Genomic DNA, 19,638 nt, shown 5'->3' on the forward strand with positions numbered 1-19,638 from the left:
TTCCTACGCTTGTCACCGCTGAAAACTCCCAACTTCCGGGTAATGAGGGTCTTTCGTACTTTCCGGGTTGGCATTGACCAGTCGTCTTCTTGCATGCCACATTAACGCGTCATGCGCACTCCCGGAACCGGGATGCGGCGCGGACGCTCCTTCCCGCGGTCCCACGGAGAATCTCGACGGAGACAACGATGTCCGATTTCTTGACCGTGCCGCCGGTTCGCCGGCGTCCCGGACCTGTCCTGTACGTCTCGCTCACGCTGGCCCTGGCGATCGTCGTCTGGGGCGCTGTCGCGAGTGACTCGCTTGCGGTAGCGGGTGCCACGGCTCTCGACGGGATCACGCGCGGGCTCGGGTGGGCCTACTTGGCGGCGTCGCTCGGCTTCCTCGTGTTCCTTCTCGTGCTGGCATGCAGCCGGTATGGCCGGTTGCGTTTGGGAAAGGACGACGATCGACCGGCGTTCCGTCGTGTCACCTGGTACGCGATGATCGTCTCAGCCGTCATGGGGATCGGCCTGGTCTCCTACGGGGTGGCGGAACCGATCAGCCACCTCGCTGCCCCGCCTCACGGGCTCGCAGCACCGATGACCTCCGGCGCGGCGGTCACGGCGATGCAGTTCTCGTTCTTCGACTGGGGGTTGCATGCCTGGGGCATCTTCGCCGTCGTCGGGCTGGCTATGGCGTGGTCGATGTTCCGCCGGGGGCGGCCCGGGCTCGTCAGCGCGCTGTTGCGCCCGTTACTGGGGCGCCGTGTGGAGGGAGCTGCGGGTAAAGGAGTCGACGTGTTCGCCGTCATCGCGACGTTGTTCGGCACCACGACTTCCCTCGGCCTCGGGGCTCTGCAGATCAACGGAGGGCTGACGAGTCTGTTCGGCATCCCGAACTCGCTGCCGGTGCAGTTCGCCATCATCGCGGTCATCACGTTGTTGTTCACCGCGTCGGCCTTGACCGGTGTCGCCAAGGGGATTCGCTATCTGTCCGAGGCGAGCATGGGGCTCGGTGGGGCCTTGTTCGTGTTCGTCCTCATCGTCGGCCCGACCATCTACTTGGCGAACCTGTACGTGGAGTCGGTCGGCCGGTACCTCAGCGAGCTCGTCGCGACCAGCCTCATCACGCCGGCGAGCGGAGACCTGGGCTTCATGCAGAACTGGACGTACTTCATGCTCGCGTGGTGGCTGTCGTGGGCGGCCTTCGTCGGGGTCTTTCTGGCCCGTATCTCGCGGGGACGGACAGTGCGCGAGTTCGTTACCGGGGTGCTGCTCGTGCCGACTGTGGTGTTCACGGCGTGGTTCACGGCCTTCGGTGGTACGGCGATCAATCGCGACATGGGTGGCGAGACGGCGATCGGGGCCGCAGCCGCGGAGGACACGAACGCTGCATTCTTTGCGACTCTCGACTCGCTGCCGCTGACCGCCATCACATCGATCGTGACGATCGTGCTGGTGATCCTGTTCTTCATCTCCGGCGCCGACGCGAACACGTACGTGCTGGGAATGCTCACCAGTCACGGTACGGAGCAACCGTCGCGCGGGGTGCTGGCGCTGTGGGGTGCCGTGACCGGCGCGGCGGCCATTGCCCTGTTGGCGGCTGGTGGGCTGGAGTCGCTCCAGCAGATGGTGATCGTCAGTTCGGCACCGTTCCTCGTCATCGTGATCGCCGTCGCGGTCGCCTTCGCGAAAGACGTGATGTCGGAGCGACCGCAGACAGGTCCGCCGGCGGCGGCCAATGAGCACACAGTGCGAGCTGAGCGATCCGGACTCGAGCTGAACGAGGCGGCGGCATCCCGGGAATGAGGAGTGGGCCGCTCGAGTGGTTCGAAACGAATGCCGAGCGGGCGGATGCGCTCGCTGATGGTGAGCATCGCTGGCGCACACGCCGGTTGCGACAATCCTCACGGCTACCTCGCCGGCTGCGGGTTGGTCGAGCGTGCGAGTGCGCAGCCGTAGGGGAGCGCGGGCCTCCTCGAGAACGGCGGCAAGAACCCCCAAACGGGCAACCCCTCGTGAGCAGATTCGGACAGCCACCCCCAACGGCCTTTTGTTCCGGTCTTGGAACGCGTTCCTGTCGGGCTGAGTACCGAGCACGGGAGTATTTTTCGGGGTGTCAATACGTGCCGGCAAGCCATCCAGGGCGATCCGTCGTCTTGTGGCGACCGTCCCATCGACTGCGGGATCGATGTGGGCACGGGTAAACCTGCAGGTGGATGGGTGTTGACGCGGTCGGATTCCTATGGTTAGAATCCTACTCGCTCATAATCGAATAAACGTTGCTAGAGATGCAGAGAACAGCAACCCGGATTTTGACCCCGGGCTATGCTGTTCTCTTTTTTTGTGTCCTAATACCCACAGTGAGGTGGTCCGGGTGAACGATGCGCGGAGGCGGTTCAGCTATCTGCTGCTGTGCATTTCTGGTGGTGTTGTTTTCCAGGTCGCCTACATTCGTTTCGTTTTCCTGGAGCCGACTTACCACGCACTCGGCCTCACCGCGCAGGAATACGGCGACATCATGTCCGTGTTCGGCGCCGTGGCCGCGGTCATGTACTTCGTCGGAGGTTGGTTCGCCGACCGCTTCGCCCCGCGCACGCTGGTTGTCGCTGCGCTGGTGATCACCGGCCTCGCAGACATGGCACTGACCACCATCCCAGGCTACGCCGCGGTGCTGCTCGCGCACGTCGCGATGGCATTCGCCGGAATGGCGCTCTACTGGCCCGCACTGGTGAAGGTGATCGGCTCGTTCGGTCCCGCCGAACAGCAAGGCAGGTTGTTCGGTTTCCTGGAGGCGATCCGCGGTGTCACGTCGACGCTGATTAGCGGGTTTGGCGCGTACCTGGTCGGTGTCGCACTGGCCCCGACCGTCGGGGTGCTCGTGCTCATCGCGATCTACGGCGGCCTGTGCCTTGTGCTCGCCGCATTGATCTGGTTCGCACTGCGCGGCCAGGCGGACCGCGTCTCGGACGGTGAACGCTCGGCCCTGTCGATTCGCCAGCTGATTTCGGCTGCTCGGAACAAGTACACCTGGCTGCTCGGCGGCACGATCATGCTGATGTACTGCTTCTACACCACGCTCGGCTACTTCTCGCCCATGCTGCAACACGACTTCGGCGTCACGGCCGGGCTGATCGGCATCCTCGGTGTGGTGCGCAGCTACGTCTTCCAGTTCGTCGCCGGTCCACTCGGCGGATTCTGCGTGGACAAGGTGACGCGGTCCACGCCGCGGTTCCTGCGGTTCACTTTCGCCGGCGCGACGCTGTGCGTCGTGGTGCTGCTGATACTGCCCAGTTCGGCCGCGCTGCAGTGGGCGGCGGTGACTCTGATGTTCATGCTGTCGTTGATGGTGTTCGCCAGTCGCGGTGTGTACTGGGCGAGCATCACAGAGGCGCGCATCCCGGAGGATCAGCGCGGCGGCGTGATCGGTCTGGCTTCGGGGCTTGCCTACCTGCCGGATGCGTTCCTGCCCGGTCTCGTGGCCAGCTGGATCGGCGATCCGACCGCCGGCACGGCTCCGAACGGGGGCTACACCGCGCTGTTCGGCTTCCTAGCGGTCGTTGGCGTGCTGGGCCTGGTCCTGACCTCGGTCACCCTGTGGGTGCAGCGGCGGGAACCGGTTGCCGAGCCGGATCGGCTCACCCCAACCCTGACCTGACCGACCATGCGATGAAAGGCTTCTCGTTGGAAATCCGAGACTTCTCCCTCGATCTCTTCTCGCTGCGCGGGTGGAACGCGATCGTCACCGGTGGCAACACCGGTCTCGGGCAAGCGTTCACCGTTGCCCTGGCCAAGGCAGGTGCGAACGTGTACGTGCCGAGCGTGATCGATGACGACGGCGAGACCAGGCGGCTGGTGGAGGACGCAGGTGCCCGGTTCGAGACGCTGCAGATCGACCTTACCGAGCAAGGTGCGCCCGGTAGGGTCGTGAAGTCCTGCGTGGACGTTCTCGGATCGGTCGACATCCTGGTGAACTCCGCGGGCATCTCCAAGCTGGCACCTGTGGCGGAGTTCGGCCGCGACGAGTGGGATCCGATGGTGGCGCTCAATCTGACCGCACCGTTCGAGCTCGGGTGGGTGGCTGCACGGCAGATGGTGGAGCAGGGTCACGGCAAGATCATCAACGTTGCCTCCCTGTTCTCCTTCCTCGGCGGCCAGATGTCGCCCGCGTACGCGGCGACCAAACACGGCATCGTCGGCTTCACGAAGGCCTACTGCGACGAGCTCGGCGCGCACAACATTCAGTGCAACGCCATCGCCCCCGGTTATTTCGCCACGCCGATCACTGCGCAGACCCGCGCGAACCCGGTCACCAACCAGCGCGTGCTCGACCACATTCCGGCCGGGCGCTGGGGCGAGCTGGGAGACTTGATGGGCGCACTGGTCTTCTTGGCGAGCCGGGCATCCGACTACGTGAACGGGCACGTCCTCACCGTCGACGGCGGCTACCTCACCCGATGAACCTCAATTGGAACGGAGCGAAGGAAACCATGGACACCACCGCCATCATCGAACGGCTGCGAGAGATCGCCGGGCCCGAGCGCGTGGACACCGACGAGCGGCTGCTGCGCGAGGCCAGTGTCGACCGGTTCAAGAAGTACACGGCAGTGCATGGCATTTACGACGGGCCGTTCCCGATCGCCATCGTGCGCGCCGGCAGCACGGAGCAGGTCGCCGCAGTGCTGGCTTTCGCGAACGAACACGGTGTCAACATCGTCCCGCGTACCGGACGTACCGGCACTGAGGGCGGACTCGAGACCAGTTTCGAGCGCACCGTGGTGCTCGATGGGTCCGAAATGGACGAGATTGTGCACGTCGACCCGGTCGACATGCAGGTCACCGTGCAGTGCGGGGTGTCGCTCGAGCTGCTGGAGGAACGCGTGCGGGAACTGGGCCTGACCACCGGCCATTCGCCGCAATCCAAGCCGCTCGCGCAGATGGGAGGACTGGTCGCCACGCGTTCGATCGGGCAGTTCTCCACGCTCTACGGCGGCATCGAGGACATGGTCGTCGGCTTGGAAGCAGTGTTCCCGGACGGGACCGTCGGCCGCATCAAGAACGTGCCGCGCCGCGCCGCCGGCCCGGACATCCGGCACGTCGTGATCGGCAACGAGGGCGCGCTGTGCTTCGTCACCGAAGTCACGGTGAAGTTGTTCAAGTACCAGCCGGAGAACAACCGCTTCCACGGCTACCTGCTCGATGACGTGCGCACCGGCATCGAGATCCTGCGTGAGATCGTGACGAACGGCTTCCGCCCATCGGTCGCGAGGGTCTACTCCGAGCAGGACGCCGCGCAGCACTTCTCCCACTTCGCCGGGGGCAAATGCGTAGCAGTGTTCCTCGCAGAGGGGCCCGCCGGACTCGTGGAGGCGACAAGTGCGGAGATCGAACGAGTGGTGGGCAGGCAACCGCACGAGCGGGTGGCGCCGGAGCTGATCCGCGAATGGTTCGACAACCTGAACTGGGGCCCGGACAAGATCCGCGCCGAGCACGAGACGATGCTCGCTGAGCGTCACCTCGGTTACACCACCGAGGTGGCGGCGAACTGGTCTGTGATCGGCGATATCTACGAGGCGGTGATCGCCCGTATCACCAAGGAGTACCCCCACTTCCAGGACATCACGATGCTGGGCGGGCATTCCTCGCACAGCTATCAGACCGGTACGAACATGTACTTCGTCTACGACTATGACATCGACTGCGAGCCGCGCGAGGAAATCACGAAGTACCACATCCCGCTCAACGCGATCATCGTTGAGGAGACGCTGGCGCGCGGCGGATCGATGGTGCACCACCACGGCATCGGCAAGTACCGCGCGCAGTGGACCGAGGAAGAACACGGCAGCGCATATCCGATCCTGCGCAAGCTCAAAGAAGTGTACGATCCCAACGGCATCATGAATCCGGGCACCATCGTCCCTGCTGGAAACCGCTGATGACCGGATACCTGATCGGCATCGATAACGGTTCGCAAAGCACCAAGGTCACCGTGTTCGACGAACGCGGCGTGGTGCACTCGCGCGCCCGCGTTCCGCTGCGCCCCAACGACACACCCCGGCCTGGCGTAGTCGAGCATCCCGACGACGATCTGTGGGACTCGATCGGCGCGGCCACGCGCGCGGCGCTGGTGGCCTTCAACGGTGAGCCCGAAGACATCATCGGCGTCGGACTGTGCACGATCAGGTTCTGCCGTGCACTGCTGCGCCCCGACGCTACACTCGCCCAGCCGGTGCTGAGCTGGATGGACGAGCGCGTCTCTCGGCCGTATGTGCACGTGAACCCCGACGTCCACTACGTCACCGCGTCCTCGGGCTACATCACAGCCCGGATGACCGGGCAGTTCCGCGACACTGCCGCGAATTACCAGGGAATGTGGCCGATCGACACCGACACGTGGGCGTGGGAAGACCAACCCGACATCCCGCGCGAGATGCTGTTCGAGCTGGTCCACCCCGGCGACGAGCTCGGGACGGTGACGGCGGAGGCGGCGGCACACACCGGCCTGCCGGAGGGGGTGCCGGTGTTCGCCACCGCCAACGACAAGGCGGTGGAAGCGCTCGGCGGTGGCCTCGGCGACGAGCGTACGCTGCTGCTGTCGCTTGGCACCTACATCGCGGGCATGACCACCGGTACGAGGAACATCCACGACGCCGACGCGTTCTGGACCAACTTCGCATGCCGCCCGAAGAAGTACCTCTACGAGAGTCATGGCATCCGCCGCGGCATGTGGACGGTCAGCTGGTTGCGCGACATGCTGGGAGAAGAAGCCTGGCTCAACGAGGGAGCCGGTACCGTGCCGCCCGGGTGCGACGGCCTCATCGCGGTTCTCGACTGGCTTGCTCCGGTGGGAGCGCCTTTCCGCAGGGGAGCGTTCCTCGGGTTCGACGGCACGCAGGGCCCGTTTCACATGTACCGAGCCGTGCTCGAAGCGATCGCGTTGACCATGTGCGGCAACGGGAATGCGATGGCTGCGGAGCTGGACACGGAGTTCGAACAGCTACTGGTGTCCGGTGGCGGTGCCGGATCCGATGTGCTCATGCAGATCATCGCCGACGCGTTCGACCGGCCGGCGCGACGTGCGCAGGGCGGCGCGGCATTGGGATCGGCGATCTGCGCAGGTGTGGGTTTGGGCCTATTCGGCGGCTTCGACGAGGCGGTGGCGGCGATGGTGCGACCGGGCGAGGAGTTCACGCCTTCCCGCGAGGCCCACGAACACTACCGGCGGTTGCAGGAGGTTTACCGTGAGCTGCCAACCTACACCGATCCGCTGTTCAACTGGCTGGCGTCGGCGGGAGGGTGAGCGTCACATAGCCCAAACGCCCACATTGGACGACGCGATGGCAGTGGCTCCCGCACGCAGTGCCGCCACCACGTCATCCTTGTCGCACACGAGCCCGCCCGCGATGATCGGGACGTCGGTCTCTTCCCGTATCCAAGTAATCACGCGCGGTACGCAGCCAGGAAGGATCTCGATGTAATCGGGCTTAGAGATCGCCAGCTGTTTGCCGAGGTTGTGGTAGGAGAACGAGTCGACAAGAAAGAAGCGGTGAACGGCAAGTAGCCCGCGTGCCTTGGCAGCCCGCACGATGCTCGCCTTGCTGCTGAGTACGCCGTCGGCTCGCGTCCGCTCAGCGACGAAGTCGACGGCGACGTCCCGATTCACCAGTCCCTCGACCAAGTCCACGTTGACCAGCACGGTCTTACCGGTGGCGCGCAGTTGCTCAACCAGATCAGGCAGCGTCAGAATCGACCCGTGCAGCAGGAAAGTGACCTGCGGATCGGCCGTGGCGACAGCCTGAAGTCCGGACTCGTCCTTAATGCTGGCAATGACGGGCTGGTCCAGCAAAAGTTCGTGCATGGTTCAACTATGACACAGGATCGCGATGCTCCGAACGAGATGGAGGTCGATCCGCGTACTCGATCCCGATATCGGCGCGCGTATCACTGCAGCGGTGAGCGTTTCGACGGGCCCGAACCTGCGGAAAGGCGAGGCCGATGCGCAGGATCTAGCGACGGCGTTGTCCCACGACTGCGCCAGGGTCCGGGGCGCCACCCCGACGCGGGTGGCAGTCGTCAGCAGCCCGCGGGCGCCGTATCAGTGATGGTTACGAACCCGCCCGGAGTCGTTGGTTTCCGGTGAACACATGTGGGCGACTACAGGTAGGGCCAGGTCATCTCCTGCGACGTCCTCCCTGAAACAGGTGGTGCGCGATGCCGGGATCGAACCAGTGGCCGTTACCGGGGCCGGGTAGTCGATGACGATCGCCTGAGTCGAAACGGATACTCCGCAAGTGGTGGCGGTGTCGTTCCTGCCGCAACCCCAGGGCGCGGAGTCGTGGCGGTGCTCTCCGGCGTGCGTCGCGCGTGTTTCCAAGCCGCTCATGAGCCTCTTGTCGGACTTTTTCGGGGACATGTAAAGAATCCCGACTTCGGTTTCGCCGACGTCAAGCCGTGGCGTCGTGCTCATGATGCGCCGACTCGACGACGGGCTGGCCCCGGACCGCGCGGGCGGCGTGGTCCGGCACCTGCTGCCCGGTACGGAGTCGCCCGCTGGTCTGGTCGCGGGTGTGAACGGCGCCGTCGGGTGCCTGACGTGGGAGGCCGAGGACGGCACGGAGTATGTACCCGCGAACGGGTCCAACGACAGCGAGGTCGACTACTTCACGTGGCACGGTCACCACTTCGTTCAGCCCGTCGGTGCCGAGGTGGCCGTCAAGGGCCGCGCTCGATGCGGTCCGGGAGTTTGTCGCAACCGGTCAGCGCCCCACGTGTGGGCAACGGCAGCCCTGCGCTGAGTGATACCGATGCGAGCGCTGGCAGCGTGGTGCGAGCACCGCGGCTCAGCAGTCGCTGAGAGCGCGGCGGACCTCGACGCACTGCTCAACACCCTGGCCGGGTGGCGGGGCAACATGGTGTGATGCGGCGCCATTCGTCGGCCTGCTCAGCGACCTGCAGCCGGTGGCGCGCTCTCGCTCAGCTGCCTGACATCTTGGTAAGATGCTGGTCAAGTCGCGACAAGCCCTTCGTGGATGTGATCAGGATGCCTGAATCCGAACGGCGCGACCTCCTTCGTGCCGGCGACCGGGATCGTGAGCAGGTCGCGCAGCAGCTCCGCGACGGTTACGCGGAGGGCAGGCTGAGCACGGACGAGCTCGACACGCGACTTCAGAAGGCGTACAGCGCCACCACCTACGGTGAGCTGCATACGCTCACCGCCGACTTGCCCCAGAGGCCACCAACGCCGGCCGGGGAAACAGAACTACTCCCCGAGAATGCACGGGCCGAGACCGCGATGGGACCGCCGTGGATGCTCGACGCCGTCCGCGCCTGGTTCATCGTGAGCTTCTTGAGCTTCGGTGTGTGGATCGTGCTCGGACTCGACCAGGGCTTCGAGGCCGTCCACCCCTGGTGGATCTGGGTCGCTGGGGGCTGGGGCGGGACCCTCATGATCGTGCAGTCAGTGAGACACAGGAAGGGGCGCCGGCGGCTCGCTGACGACTCCGCCCCGCAGCTCGGGGGCAATGACTAGCTGGTGCGGGCAGGAGGCTGTTGACTCCCACCGCCGTTTCAGGCGTGGCGGGTGGGATCCCACAGCCCGTCGACGGTCACTGTTGCAAGCTGCGGTAGTTGGCCGCGACGTAGGCGGCTTGGCCTGTTCGCCCTCCCGCCCGTTGCTGCGGGTGCGGCGCTGGGCAGGCTCGGCGAAATAGGTCTCGGCGGTCGGCCGGCCGGTCGCGCGGCCGATCGGTCTCGGCGAGCCAGGTATCGACGTAACGCACGTGGCCCAGGTACAGCTACACGGTGCCCTTGGCCCTGCCGGCGGCCGGGGAGCGTTCCCAGTCGTCGGCGAGGTCGCGCAGGGGAGAGGCATCGGCGGACATACGCCGAATCGTCGCTCGCCACTTTCTTGCTCTACTTGCAACGATTCCAGCGTTTCCGCTGGTAGCGCCCCCGGCAGGACTCGAACCTGCGACCTAGAGATTAGAAGGCTCTTGCTCTATCCAGCTGAGCTACGGAGGCTCGGCGCGACCGTGCCGGCCGCGGTGAGCCAGCTTAGTCATCGCCGTATGGGTGATCGTGCAATGTGCCCGATTCGTTTCACTCGTGTCTCATGGTGCTACGTGGATCACACTTGCACCGCGGGCGGGCCGCCCGTGTCCGCATCGCGGTGGCCGGCGAACCTGGGGTCACCGGGAGTGGCCCCAGGATACGGCGCGGCATGCTGCCTGCGAGTGAGGAGGTGCCGTGGGGGCGCCGGGCGCGGGACGGAGCGCGGGGAGCACGCTCCCTCGAACGGCGCCCCCACGGCGCGGTCACGGTCGGGGCTCCGTGACCGCATCCTGACCGGCCGTCGTGACGTCACGGGTTCCCCAGCCGTGACGTCCGGACGTACCGGCCTGGCCGGTGGGATGACGCGCTGTCACTCCCAGACCTGGATCGCACGCACCACGTACGGCGCCTGCGGAACGTACGTTCCCGGGCCCGGATAAGTGCTGAAATCGGCCTGCGTAGCGCATTTGTCGTCCTGATAGACCGTCACGTGCCGCTCCATTCTGGTAGCGAACGAGTGTGCCTCCATCTCATTGTCGAGTGTCACGCATTGTTCCGTCTGGGTATTCCGGAGGTCGAACCGCTGGAGCTTTCCGTCGTAGAACTCCTCCTGCCAGGCGCAGAACTCTCCCGAGTTGCAGGCCGACTCCGGATGGTGCGGCTGCGGTGACGCCGCCGAACCCGATGCCGAGGTCGACCCCGACGGTGCGGTCGAGGTCGTGCGGTGCGGGGACGCGCCGTCGGCGGTTCCCGCGGCGGCCGGCGCCGCGAAGCCGGCCACCGTTGCGACGGCACTGAGCAGAACGGCGGGCAGGGCGGTACGGAAGGTGACGTGACGTCGGGTCATCGGTTTTCTCCCCCATGGTCGATTCGTCGTGTTCGGGTCTGATCCAACGATGGCGAAGGTTGACCGGAATGTCAGCACGGAAACGCGATTCTGTGGACAACTCGCGATGAAAGACTCGTTCGAGTTACGGGTACCTACTCACGTTCGACGGTTGTCCACATTTTCCAGGGAACCGCTTGTGGCGGGTGTCGAACGCTGCTACGGCGAGGCGGTCGCGGCGTGCCCGGCGTCACGCGCCGACCGGCGGCCCTGGCCGCTGGTCGGCGGCCTACCCTCGTAACCGTGTCCACCGAAGCCGACCCCGAATCCGACGTCCGCGTGCCACGCGGGGCGGGCATCGCACCCCTCCTGACCGTTGGCGCGCTCCTCGGCATCGTCGTCGCGGTCGGCCTGGTAGCGCTGACGGGCGGACTCGGCGCGGTCGCCGGCATCTCCGACCCCGGCCCGCTCACCACCTACGGCATCACGGTCGTCCGGGTAGCCGCCGACCTCGCGTCGGCGGTGTGCATCGGATCGCTGCTGCTCGCCGCGTTCCTCGTGCCGCCCCAGCGTTCCGGCACGCTCGCCGCCGACGGCTACGCGGCCGTCCGCACCGCCGGTCACGCCGCATGGGCCTGGTTCGTCCTCGCGCTGACCTCGGTGTTCTTCGTCGCCGCCGACGGTGCCGGCCGCCCGGTCACCGAGCTGCTCGAGCCCGAGGTCTTCCTCAACTTCGTTGGCGCCATCGAACAGCCGAAGGCCTGGCTCATGACGTCGGGCATCGCGCTGCTGCTCGTCCTCGGCTGCCGCCTGGTGTTGACGTGGGGCTGGACGACGGTGCTGTTCTTCGTCGCGGTCGCGGGCCTGCTGCCCGTCGCCGTGACCGGCCACTCCGCCAGCGGCGGATCCCACGACATGGCGACGAACAGCCTGCTGTTCCACCTGCTCGGCGCCGCACTGTGGGTCGGCGGGCTCATCGCGCTCCTCGCGCACGGACGCAGACGCGGCGCGCACCTGACGCTCGCTGCCACCCGGTTCTCGAAGATCGCGCTGGTCGCCTGGATCGTCATGGCCGCGTCCGGAGTCGTCAACGCGCTCGTGCGGGTGGAGCCGGGAGACCTGCTCACCACCGACTACGGCCTGCTCGTGCTGGCGAAGGTGGTCCTGCTGCTGATGCTCGGAGTGTTCGGGCACCAGCAGCGCAGTCGCAGCATCGCGGGGCTGCGCGACGGTGCGGGCGGAGGGCAGCTGCTGCGCCTCGCCGGTGTCGAAGTGCTGATCATGCTCGTCACGATCGGGCTCGCGGCCGCGCTCGCACGGACCCCGCCGCCCTCGGAGATCGCCGCTCAGCCGTCGACGACCGAGCTGCTGCTCGGCTACGAACTCTCCGGCGCTCCCACGTTCTGGACGCTGCTCACCGCATGGCGGTTCGATCTCGTCTACGGCACAGCGGCGATCGTGCTTGCGGGGCTCTACCTGGCCGGGGTGCGCAGGTTGCGCCGCCGAGGTGACCCGTGGCCCGTCGGCCGGACCTGGGCGTGGGTGCTCGGCTGCGCCATGTTGCTGGTGGCGACCTCGTCCGGCATCGGGCGCTACTCGCCGTCGATGTTCAGCATGCACATGGTCAGCCACATGTTCCTGTCGATGGGCGTGCCTGTACTCCTCGTACTCGGCGGCCCGGTCACGTTGGCGCTGCGTGCGTTGCCGACCGCGGGCAGGAACGCGCCCCCGGGGCCGCGGGAGTGGCTGCTGGCGTTCGTCCACTCGCCCGTGACGCGGGTGCTGACCAACCCGGTGGTGGCGACGACGCTGTTCGTCGGTTCCTTCTACGGCCTCTACTACTCGGGGATGTTCGACGCCGCGCTGAACTACCACTGGGCGCATCTGGCGATGAAGGCCCACTTCCTGCTGGCGGGGTACGTCTTCTACTGGCCCGTGATCGGCATCGATCCGTCACCGCGGCGACTGCCGCACCTGGTCAAGCTCGGCATGGTGTTCGTGTCGATGCCGTTCCACGCGTTCTTCGGCGTGACGCTCATGAACATGCAGACGGTGATCGGCGAGGCGTTCTACCGGGGGCTCGGGTTGCCCTGGGTCGAGGACCTGCTGCTCGACCAGCAGACCGGCGGCGGCATCGCATGGGCGACGGGTGAGATTCCCGTGGTGATCGTGATGGTCGCGCTGCTCGTCCAGTGGGCCAGGGCCGACGACCGCGAGGCACGCCGCCGTGACCGGCGGGAGGACGCCACTGGTGAGCAGGACCTGGCCGCCTACAACACGATGCTCAAGGAGCTCGCGAGCGGCACCCGGCGCGAGTAGCACGCCCCACCGACGATTTCGGCCGGGACCGGCCTGGTCCCGGCCGGGTTGTCCACGTCGCCGACAGCTGTCCACAGATTCGCCGCGGCGGCCTTGCCGGCCCACGTCGCCGGGCACGGTGGAGACACCGAACAAACCCGGCGAGAGGAACGGCAATGGCGATCGGTGAGACCACGGTGACCGTGGTGGGCAACATCTCCAGCGAGGTGTTCATGAAGGACACCCACAGCGGCTCGGTGGCCGGATTCTGGCTGCGCAGCAACGAACGGCGCTACGACAAGGAATCGGGGGAGTGGTGCAACGGCCGGTCCCTCGCGGTGCGCGTCTCCTGCTGGCGGCGGCTCGCGGAGAACGTGCGCGACTCGCTGTCGAAGGGCGATCCCGTCGTGGTGAGCGGGCGGTTGTACACAACCGAGTTCGTCACGGACGGGCAGTCGCGCACGGTGACCGAGTTGGAGGCACAGGCCGTCGGCCCGAATCTTTCGTGGTGCACCAGTGGGGTTCAGCGAAACCCCCGGGGCAGGAATCGTCCCGACCCTGGGCACGGCGTCGGGGAAACGGCGGAGCCGGCGATGGCGACCGCCTCGGCGGCCTGACGTGTCCGTGACCGTCGAGGGCCGAGCCGCGGACCTTCAGGGCGACAAGGCGAGGCGCCGTCAGCCGGCTCGCGGCTCGGCTCTACGATCGCGGTATGGCCGAGTTCATCTACACCATGAAGAAGGTGCGCAAGACCGTCGGGGACAAGGTGATTCTCGACGATGTCAGCACCGCGTTCTTCCCGGGCGCGAAGATCGGCGTCGTGGGCCCGAACGGTGCGGGCAAGTCGACCGTCCTGAAGATCATGGCGGGACTCGACCAGCCCAGCAACGGCGAGGCGTTCATCCAGCCCGGCGCCAGCGTCGGCATCCTGCAGCAGGAGCCGCCGCTGAACGAGGAGAAGACCGTGCGCGGCAACGTCGAGGAAGGCCTCGGCGAGATCAAGGTCAAGCTCGACCGGTTCAACGAGATCGCCGAACAGCTGGCGACCGACTACACCGACGAGCTCATGGCCGAGATGGGCAAGCTCCAGGAAGACCTCGACCACGCCGACGCGTGGGAACTGGACTCGCAGCTCGAGCAGGCCATGGACGCACTCCGCTGCCCGCCCGGCGACGAGCCCGTGGAGCACCTGTCCGGCGGTGAGCGGCGCCGTGTCGCACTGTGCAAGCTGCTCCTGTCGAAGCCCGACCTGCTGCTGCTCGACGAGCCCACCAACCATCTGGACGCCGAGAGCGTGCTGTGGCTCGAGCAGTTTCTCGCGAACTACCCGGGCGCGGTCCTCGCCGTCACGCACGACAGGTACTTCCTGGACAACGTGGCCGAGTGGATCATGGAACTCGACCGCGGCCGTGTCGAAGGTTACGAGGGCAACTACTCCACGTACCTCGAGAAGAAGCGGGAACGCCTCGAGGTGCAGGGCAAGAAGGACGCCAAGCTCGCCAAGCGGCTCAAGTCCGAGCTGGAGTGGGTGCGCTCCAACGCCAAGGCCCGGCAGACCAAGTCCCGGTCGCGTCTCGAACGGTACGAGCAGATGGCCGAGGAGGCGGAGAAGAGCAAGAAGCTGGACTTCGAGGAGATCCAGATCCCGCCGGGCCCGCGGCTGGGCAACACGGTGGTCGAGGTCGAGCACCTCAAGAAGGGTTTCGACGACCGCCTGCTGATCGACGACCTGTCGTTCATGCTCCCGCGCAACGGCATCGTCGGCGTCATCGGCCCGAACGGCGTCGGTAAGACGACCCTGTTCAAGACGATCGTCGGCCTCGAGGATCCGGACGAGGGCAGCGTCAAGATCGGCGACACCGTGAAGCTGGCCTATGTGGACCAGACGCGGGCCGGGATCGACCCGAACAAGTCCGTGTGGGAGGTCGTCTCGGACGGGCTCGATCACATCAACGTCGGCCAGGTCGAGATGCCGTCCCGTGCCTACGTGAGTGCGTTCGGGTTCAAGGGACCCGATCAGCAGAAGAAGGCAGGCGTGCTCTCCGGCGGCGAGCGCAACCGCCTGAACCTCGCCCTGACCCTCAAGCAGGGCGGCAACCTGCTGCTGCTGGACGAGCCGACCAACGACCTGGACGTCGAGACGCTGGGCTCGCTGGAGAACGCGCTCGAACAGTTCCCGGGCTGCGCCGTGGTCATCTCCCACGACCGCTGGTTCCTCGACCGCATCGCCACCCACATCCTCGCTTGGGAGGGTGACGACGAGAACCCGGCCAAGTGGTTCTGGTTCGAGGGCAACTTCGAGGGCTACGAGAAGAACAAGATCGAGCGCATGGGGCAGGAGGCGGCGCGGCCGCACCGCGTGACCCACCGCAAGCTCACCCGGGACTGATCACCCGGACCAGGGACCGCTGCGACGTTGGATAGGGTCGGTCTCTCACGAGTCGGCGGCCGGGCCGGGTAACCCGAGCACGGGAACCGGCCCCGGACCGCCGGCTCGTCGGCACGCCCATCTGCAGGAATGGAAGGCCTCACAGAGCGGAGTCCCCGTGGTTGCCACTGAGTCGGCCGGTACGCACGCGGTCAACGGCCGCGACACCGCGGTTCCTCGTGGTGTGCACCGAGACGACGTCACGGCGGGCGGCGTCGGCGACCTGTCCGCAGTGGAGCAGCTCCTGGATCGCGCCGACACGATGGAGTGGCGGGCGCCCGAGCTCGCCGCGATTCTCGGTGAACGGGCGGCGAGCCTGGCGGAGGCCTCCGGCGCGAACGCGCTGTGGGTGCGGGCCGAGGCCACGGTCGTTCACGCACACGTCCTGCTCGGGCATCGGGCCTCCACTGTCGGGCGGGCGGTCGCGGCCCTGCGCGCGGCGGAGGACGCCGAACTCCCGGTGATCGCCGCGCAGGTCCGTACCGACCTGGCCGTGTGCGCGCGCAGTGTCGGTGCGCCCCTCACCGGACTGGCCATCCTGCGGCCGGTGCTCACCGTGAGCGGCCTGTCGACAGTGCGGCGCGCGACCGCGCTGTGTCACCTCGTGGGCTGCCTTGGCACGCTGGGACGCAAGGCCGAGCTCGATCGGGTGCTCCTCGAAGGCGACCGTCTCGTGGCCGCCGACGCCACACTCGACGAGGACGACAAGCTCATGGCGCGCGGCATGATCAGGCTCGGGGTGTCCGCGCACCGCAGGCGCCACGGCGACACGATGGGCGCCGCCGATGCAGCCCGCACGGGCATCGGCTTCCTCGATCGGATGGCCGACCCGTCCCGGGACGGCGGGGTCGCCAGGGTCCGACTCGTCCTGGAGCTCGTGTGCTCGCTGCTGGACCGCGGGGACGGTGAGCCCGCGTTGGAAGCGGCGCAGTCACTGTTCGACGAACCGGAGCGTGCCGCGGCCGTCGCGCCGACCGCGTGGCTCCGTGCCGCGCTGGCCACGCGCGTCCTGCTGAGCAACGGCGCGGCCGAATCCGCCGCCACGATGCTGCGTGACGCGCTGTACGGCGTGGTGCGCCACGACCTCGACACCGTGGTCGCGCGGCTCTGGCTGGAACTGGCGAACGTTGAGGAACGCATCGGCAATCCCGCCGAAGCCGTCACGTGTCTGCACAACGCCCGGGCAGCCGAGCAGCGGTACGCGCGTGCTCGCAGTCAGGCGCGTGCCGTCCTGCACGGTGAATTCGGTTCGGGTGAGCAGGCGCCGGTGGATCTGGCCGAGATCGTCACCTCGGCGCGTCCGCAGCAGTCGGTCCCGGCTCCGGCCGCGGGGGTGCCCTCGGCCGTCGGACCGGCGTCCGCGCATCCCGCCGCATCGCAGGTCGCGGCCGATGCCCAGCGTGCCGGAGCGGTCAACGGAACCCCCGCGGGCGGCAGGTCCCCGAAGAGCGACGTCTCCACCCGCGCCGACAGTGCGGCCGTGAACGGGCATCAGCCGGTCAACGGCCACGGCCCGCAGGCCCGGAACGGAGCAACCGTCGCCGGTGGCGCGTCGTCGGCAGCGGGCAGTGAGACGTCCCGGTCGAGCGATGCGACTACCGCTGCGGCCGACCGGGCCTCCACGAACGAACCGGCTGAGGCGGCAGCCGAAGCCACCATGGTGATGCCCGCGATACCGCGCGCAGACGGTCCACCGGCGGACCGGTCCACGACCGCGGAGTCGAACGCTCCGGCGACCGCGGTGTCGACCACGGACACCGGCGACGCGGACACCGCACCGAGCGCCACCGAACGGAGCGCTACCGAGCAGAGCGCCACGGAACAGGCGGCCCCGGAACAGACGGAAACAGCCCAGCGGGCCGCGGAACAGCGGGCCCCGGAACAGCGGGCCCCGGAACAGCGGGCCCCGGAACAGCGGGCCCCGGAACAACGGGCCCCGGTACGACCGGCCACGGCGCACGGGGTCACCGACCACACGGCTGCCGACCGTGAGTCGGACGCCGCCGTCTCGCACGGGGCCGCGGAAACCTCGACGGCGGACCTTCGGGTGATCGGCACAGCCGGGACAGCCTTGTCATCGGCCGATGGCACGGGGACGACCGCCGCCTCAGGAATTTCGGACACCCCGGCCGCGGACACCCCGGCCGTGGACGCTCCGGCCGCTGACGCCGCGGAGTCCGACCAGGCGGCGCCGAGGCGGGCCCACACGTCGGCAGGAGAGACCGATTCCGTGGCAGACGCGGTCGCATCGGGCGGATCGAATGCCGGCGATGCCGATACCTCGTCCGAACATTCGTCCGAACCGGCCACGCCGCGGAAGCGCCGCCGCCGCGATGTGGATCACGGCTCGGTCACCGCACGCTCGGTGCTGGACCGGCTGGGCATCTCGCCGTCGCGCGGCGGCCGCCGCCACGCAGCCTCATCCGACTCTCCCGATGCCGACAACGGTGGCGAGGCAGCGTCCTCGCACCGGGCCGCGGATGCGGGCTCGTCGTCGCCCGCGTCGCCGTCATCGGAGGCTTCGTCGTCCGCGTCGCCGTCGACGGTCGATACCCGTGCCGGGGCGACCAGGCCGGCGGGGGCCGACGACCCTGCGAGGTCCCGCTCCACGGAGTCGGCGGCGGCGGACGTGCTGGACTCCGGGACGGCGGGAGCCAGCGTCGAGCCGATCCTCGCGGCAGCGACGGCGTCTGCGCCCCAGGTCGACGACTCGACGGCGATCCTTCCCGCGATCACCGACGAGCCCACGATCGGCCCGGCGGCCACACAAACCGGAACCACCGGTACCGGCAACGACACTGCGGACTTCGGTGCGGACGCTCGCTGGGCAGTTGACCACGGCGCCGGCGATCACAGCGGCGACCGCGGCGCCGCCGATCACGGCACGACGGATTTCAGCACCACGGATTTCAGCACCACCGACTTCAGCCCTGCCGTCGATCACAGTGCCGGTGTGGGCGCAGAGGTCGGTGACGGCGGGTTCGACCCCGGAATTACCGAGACCGGCAGTTCCGGCAGTGGCATCGGCGCTGCGAGTGAGTCGGTGGCAGACCCGTGGCTGCCGCGGGTCAAGTTGCCGCCGCCGTTGCTGCCGATGGAAGCGCTCGCGCCGGAAGGGGAACCGGGCTCAGGGGGCGACGCCGCGGGGGCCGAATCGGACCGGACGACCACACGCGGTGGTGCGCACCTGTCGGCCACTCACGCGCTGTCCGGTCACGAACCGGTCGCCGACTCCTCGACAGGAGCTTCGGGGGCGAGCGTTACTCCGGCCAGGCCCACCGACATCGCGCCGAGTAGCGATGCCGGACGACATACCGAATCCGCCACGTTCCCGGATTCGGCGTTCTACGACCCCAGGGACGACAGAACGACCGCGACGGAGCCCAGCGCCTCGGATTCCGTCCCCTCGGAGCATGAGGCTTCCGGATCCACCGTTCCCGAACCCGCCGCTCCGGAACCCACTGGTTGGCAACCCGCTGCTTGGCAAGCCACTTCTTGGCAAACCACGGCATCCGACCCCAGCGCCCCGAACTTCGACACCGCGAACTCCGACACCGCGAACTCCGACACCGCGAACTCCGATACCGCGGACCCCAGCACCTCGGCCTCCGGCACCGCGGGTTCTGGCACCTCGGAGCCCGGACCGTCGGAGCCCGGACCGTCGGAATCCGCCCGCCCGGAATCGGGCGTCGACGAACCGGCCGTGTCCGATACCGGCGTGCCCGACCTGCCACGCCACGAGCTTCCGCTCGACGAACCGCCGGAGGACGCCGGGTTGGCGGAGCTGCTCGCGCGTGCACTCGCGGAGCACCAGGTCGCGTCGGGTGCGGCCCTTGCATCGACGCCGGGTGGCGACGACCGTGACGGCCACGCCGTCGGCAGTGGGGCGGGCGTGAACGGCCGTCGCCGTAACGGCAGCGCGCACGCTCGGGGACACGGCGGCCGCCACGATCGTTAGGACCGCGCCATCCGGCAACCCGGAGGGCAGCGTCCCGATACAGTGGCGACGACCGAACGGCACGTCCGAGCTGTCATCGCCAGAGTTGGAGAGTTGC

Annotated in this window: 13 protein-coding genes and 1 tRNA gene; 11 read left to right on the forward strand and 3 right to left on the reverse strand. The window is 67.7% G+C overall.

The features are described 5' to 3' along the window. Nucleotides 1-188: 188 nt before the first annotated feature. The 5 genes from FB384_RS15810 (at nucleotide 189) to FB384_RS15830 (ending at nucleotide 7,281) form a co-directional block, all read left to right on the forward strand. Complete coding sequence (locus tag FB384_RS15810; protein ID WP_183783870.1) at nucleotides 189-1,790, forward strand: BCCT family transporter; 1,602 nt, start codon at nucleotides 189-191, stop codon at nucleotides 1,788-1,790. 436 nt (nucleotides 1,791-2,226) lie between these two features. Further along, nucleotides 2,227-3,639, forward strand: a complete 1,413-nt coding sequence (locus FB384_RS15815) for an MFS transporter (RefSeq protein ID WP_183783872.1) — start codon at nucleotides 2,227-2,229, stop codon at nucleotides 3,637-3,639. Nucleotides 3,640-3,650: 11 nt separating this feature from the next. Further along, nucleotides 3,651-4,442, forward strand: a complete 792-nt coding sequence (locus FB384_RS15820; protein WP_221212751.1) for an SDR family oxidoreductase — start codon at nucleotides 3,651-3,653, stop codon at nucleotides 4,440-4,442. 83 nt (nucleotides 4,443-4,525) lie between these two features. Next, a complete protein-coding gene (locus tag FB384_RS15825; protein ID WP_323985249.1) occupies nucleotides 4,526-5,917 on the forward strand; it encodes an FAD-binding oxidoreductase in 1,392 nt (463 codons plus the stop codon). After that, nucleotides 5,917-7,281, forward strand: coding sequence for an FGGY-family carbohydrate kinase (locus FB384_RS15830; protein ID WP_183783876.1), 1,365 nt, complete (start codon nucleotides 5,917-5,919; stop codon nucleotides 7,279-7,281). The genes FB384_RS15825 and FB384_RS15830 overlap by 1 nt, the downstream gene beginning before the upstream one ends. 3 nt (nucleotides 7,282-7,284) lie before the next feature. Here the strand turns inward: FB384_RS15830 and FB384_RS15835 are convergent, their stop codons facing one another. Beyond that, on the reverse strand, nucleotides 7,285-7,839 hold the full coding sequence (locus tag FB384_RS15835) for a glycerol-3-phosphate responsive antiterminator (RefSeq protein ID WP_183783878.1): 555 nt from the start codon (nucleotides 7,837-7,839) through the stop codon (nucleotides 7,285-7,287). A gap of 607 nt (nucleotides 7,840-8,446) precedes the next feature. Between FB384_RS15835 and FB384_RS15840 the strand changes: the two genes are divergently transcribed. Both FB384_RS15840 and FB384_RS15845 read left to right on the forward strand, forming a co-directional pair. Continuing rightward, on the forward strand, nucleotides 8,447-8,776 hold the full coding sequence (locus FB384_RS15840; protein ID WP_183783880.1) for a hypothetical protein: 330 nt from the start codon (nucleotides 8,447-8,449) through the stop codon (nucleotides 8,774-8,776). Between the two features lie 245 nt (nucleotides 8,777-9,021). After that, the gene (locus tag FB384_RS15845) at nucleotides 9,022-9,510 is read left to right on the forward strand and encodes a DUF1707 SHOCT-like domain-containing protein (RefSeq protein WP_183783882.1); all 489 of its coding nucleotides are present in this window, start codon (nucleotides 9,022-9,024) and stop codon (nucleotides 9,508-9,510) included. 417 nt (nucleotides 9,511-9,927) lie between these two features. On the opposite strand, the gene FB384_RS15850 is transcribed toward FB384_RS15845, so the two are convergent. Together FB384_RS15850 and FB384_RS15855 are read right to left on the reverse strand one after the other, a co-directional pair. Beyond that, nucleotides 9,928-10,001: transfer RNA gene (locus FB384_RS15850), tRNA-Arg, on the reverse strand. A 400-nt stretch (nucleotides 10,002-10,401) separates the two neighbouring features. Next, a complete protein-coding gene (locus tag FB384_RS15855; RefSeq protein ID WP_183785625.1) occupies nucleotides 10,402-10,878 on the reverse strand; it encodes a peptidase inhibitor family I36 protein in 477 nt (158 codons plus the stop codon). 336 nt (nucleotides 10,879-11,214) lie between these two features. On the opposite strand from FB384_RS15855, the gene FB384_RS15860 reads away from it, so the two are divergent. The 4 genes from FB384_RS15860 to FB384_RS15875 all read left to right on the forward strand — a co-directional run bounded on the left by FB384_RS15860 (nucleotide 11,215) and on the right by FB384_RS15875 (nucleotide 19,541). Further along, nucleotides 11,215-13,176 carry a cytochrome c oxidase assembly protein gene (locus FB384_RS15860; protein WP_183785626.1) on the forward strand — a complete coding sequence of 654 codons (1,962 nt, stop codon included), beginning with the start codon at nucleotides 11,215-11,217 and terminating at the stop codon, nucleotides 13,174-13,176. A gap of 155 nt (nucleotides 13,177-13,331) precedes the next feature. Then, the gene (gene ssb / locus FB384_RS15865) at nucleotides 13,332-13,772 is read left to right on the forward strand and encodes a single-stranded DNA-binding protein (RefSeq protein WP_183783883.1); all 441 of its coding nucleotides are present in this window, start codon (nucleotides 13,332-13,334) and stop codon (nucleotides 13,770-13,772) included. A gap of 95 nt (nucleotides 13,773-13,867) precedes the next feature. Beyond that, entirely contained in the window at nucleotides 13,868-15,544 is a 1,677-nt protein-coding gene (gene ettA, locus FB384_RS15870) for an energy-dependent translational throttle protein EttA (protein ID WP_183783885.1), read from the forward strand. Nucleotides 15,545-15,701: 157 nt separating this feature from the next. Continuing rightward, nucleotides 15,702-19,541: a hypothetical protein gene (locus tag FB384_RS15875; RefSeq protein WP_183783887.1), complete on the forward strand. Its 3,840-nt coding sequence runs from the start codon at nucleotides 15,702-15,704 to the stop codon at nucleotides 19,539-19,541. Nucleotides 19,542-19,638: the final 97 nt, after the last annotated feature.

This window comes from Prauserella sediminis, assembly GCF_014195435.1.
Classification (GTDB): Bacteria; Actinomycetota; Actinomycetes; order Mycobacteriales; family Pseudonocardiaceae; genus Prauserella; species Prauserella salsuginis.

Bases quoted from the DNA above. Each gene is read 5' to 3' on its own strand.
- FB384_RS15810 (WP_183783870.1), top strand. From the start codon at position 189: ATGTCCGATTTCTTGACCGTGCCGCCGGTTCGCCGGCGTCCCGGACCT.
- FB384_RS15815 (WP_183783872.1), top strand. From the start codon at position 2,227: ATGGTTAGAATCCTACTCGCTCATAATCGAATAAACGTTGCTAGAGAT.
- FB384_RS15820 (WP_221212751.1), top strand. From the start codon at position 3,651: ATGAAAGGCTTCTCGTTGGAAATCCGAGACTTCTCCCTCGATCTCTTC.
- FB384_RS15830 (WP_183783876.1), top strand. From the start codon at position 5,917: ATGACCGGATACCTGATCGGCATCGATAACGGTTCGCAAAGCACCAAG.
- FB384_RS15835 (WP_183783878.1), bottom strand. From the start codon at position 7,839: ATGCACGAACTTTTGCTGGACCAGCCCGTCATTGCCAGCATTAAGGAC.
- FB384_RS15840 (WP_183783880.1), top strand. From the start codon at position 8,447: ATGATGCGCCGACTCGACGACGGGCTGGCCCCGGACCGCGCGGGCGGC.
- FB384_RS15845 (WP_183783882.1), top strand. From the start codon at position 9,022: ATGCCTGAATCCGAACGGCGCGACCTCCTTCGTGCCGGCGACCGGGAT.
- FB384_RS15855 (WP_183785625.1), bottom strand. From the start codon at position 10,878: ATGACCCGACGTCACGTCACCTTCCGTACCGCCCTGCCCGCCGTTCTG.
- ssb (WP_183783883.1), top strand. From the start codon at position 13,332: ATGGCGATCGGTGAGACCACGGTGACCGTGGTGGGCAACATCTCCAGC.
- ettA (WP_183783885.1), top strand. From the start codon at position 13,868: ATGGCCGAGTTCATCTACACCATGAAGAAGGTGCGCAAGACCGTCGGG.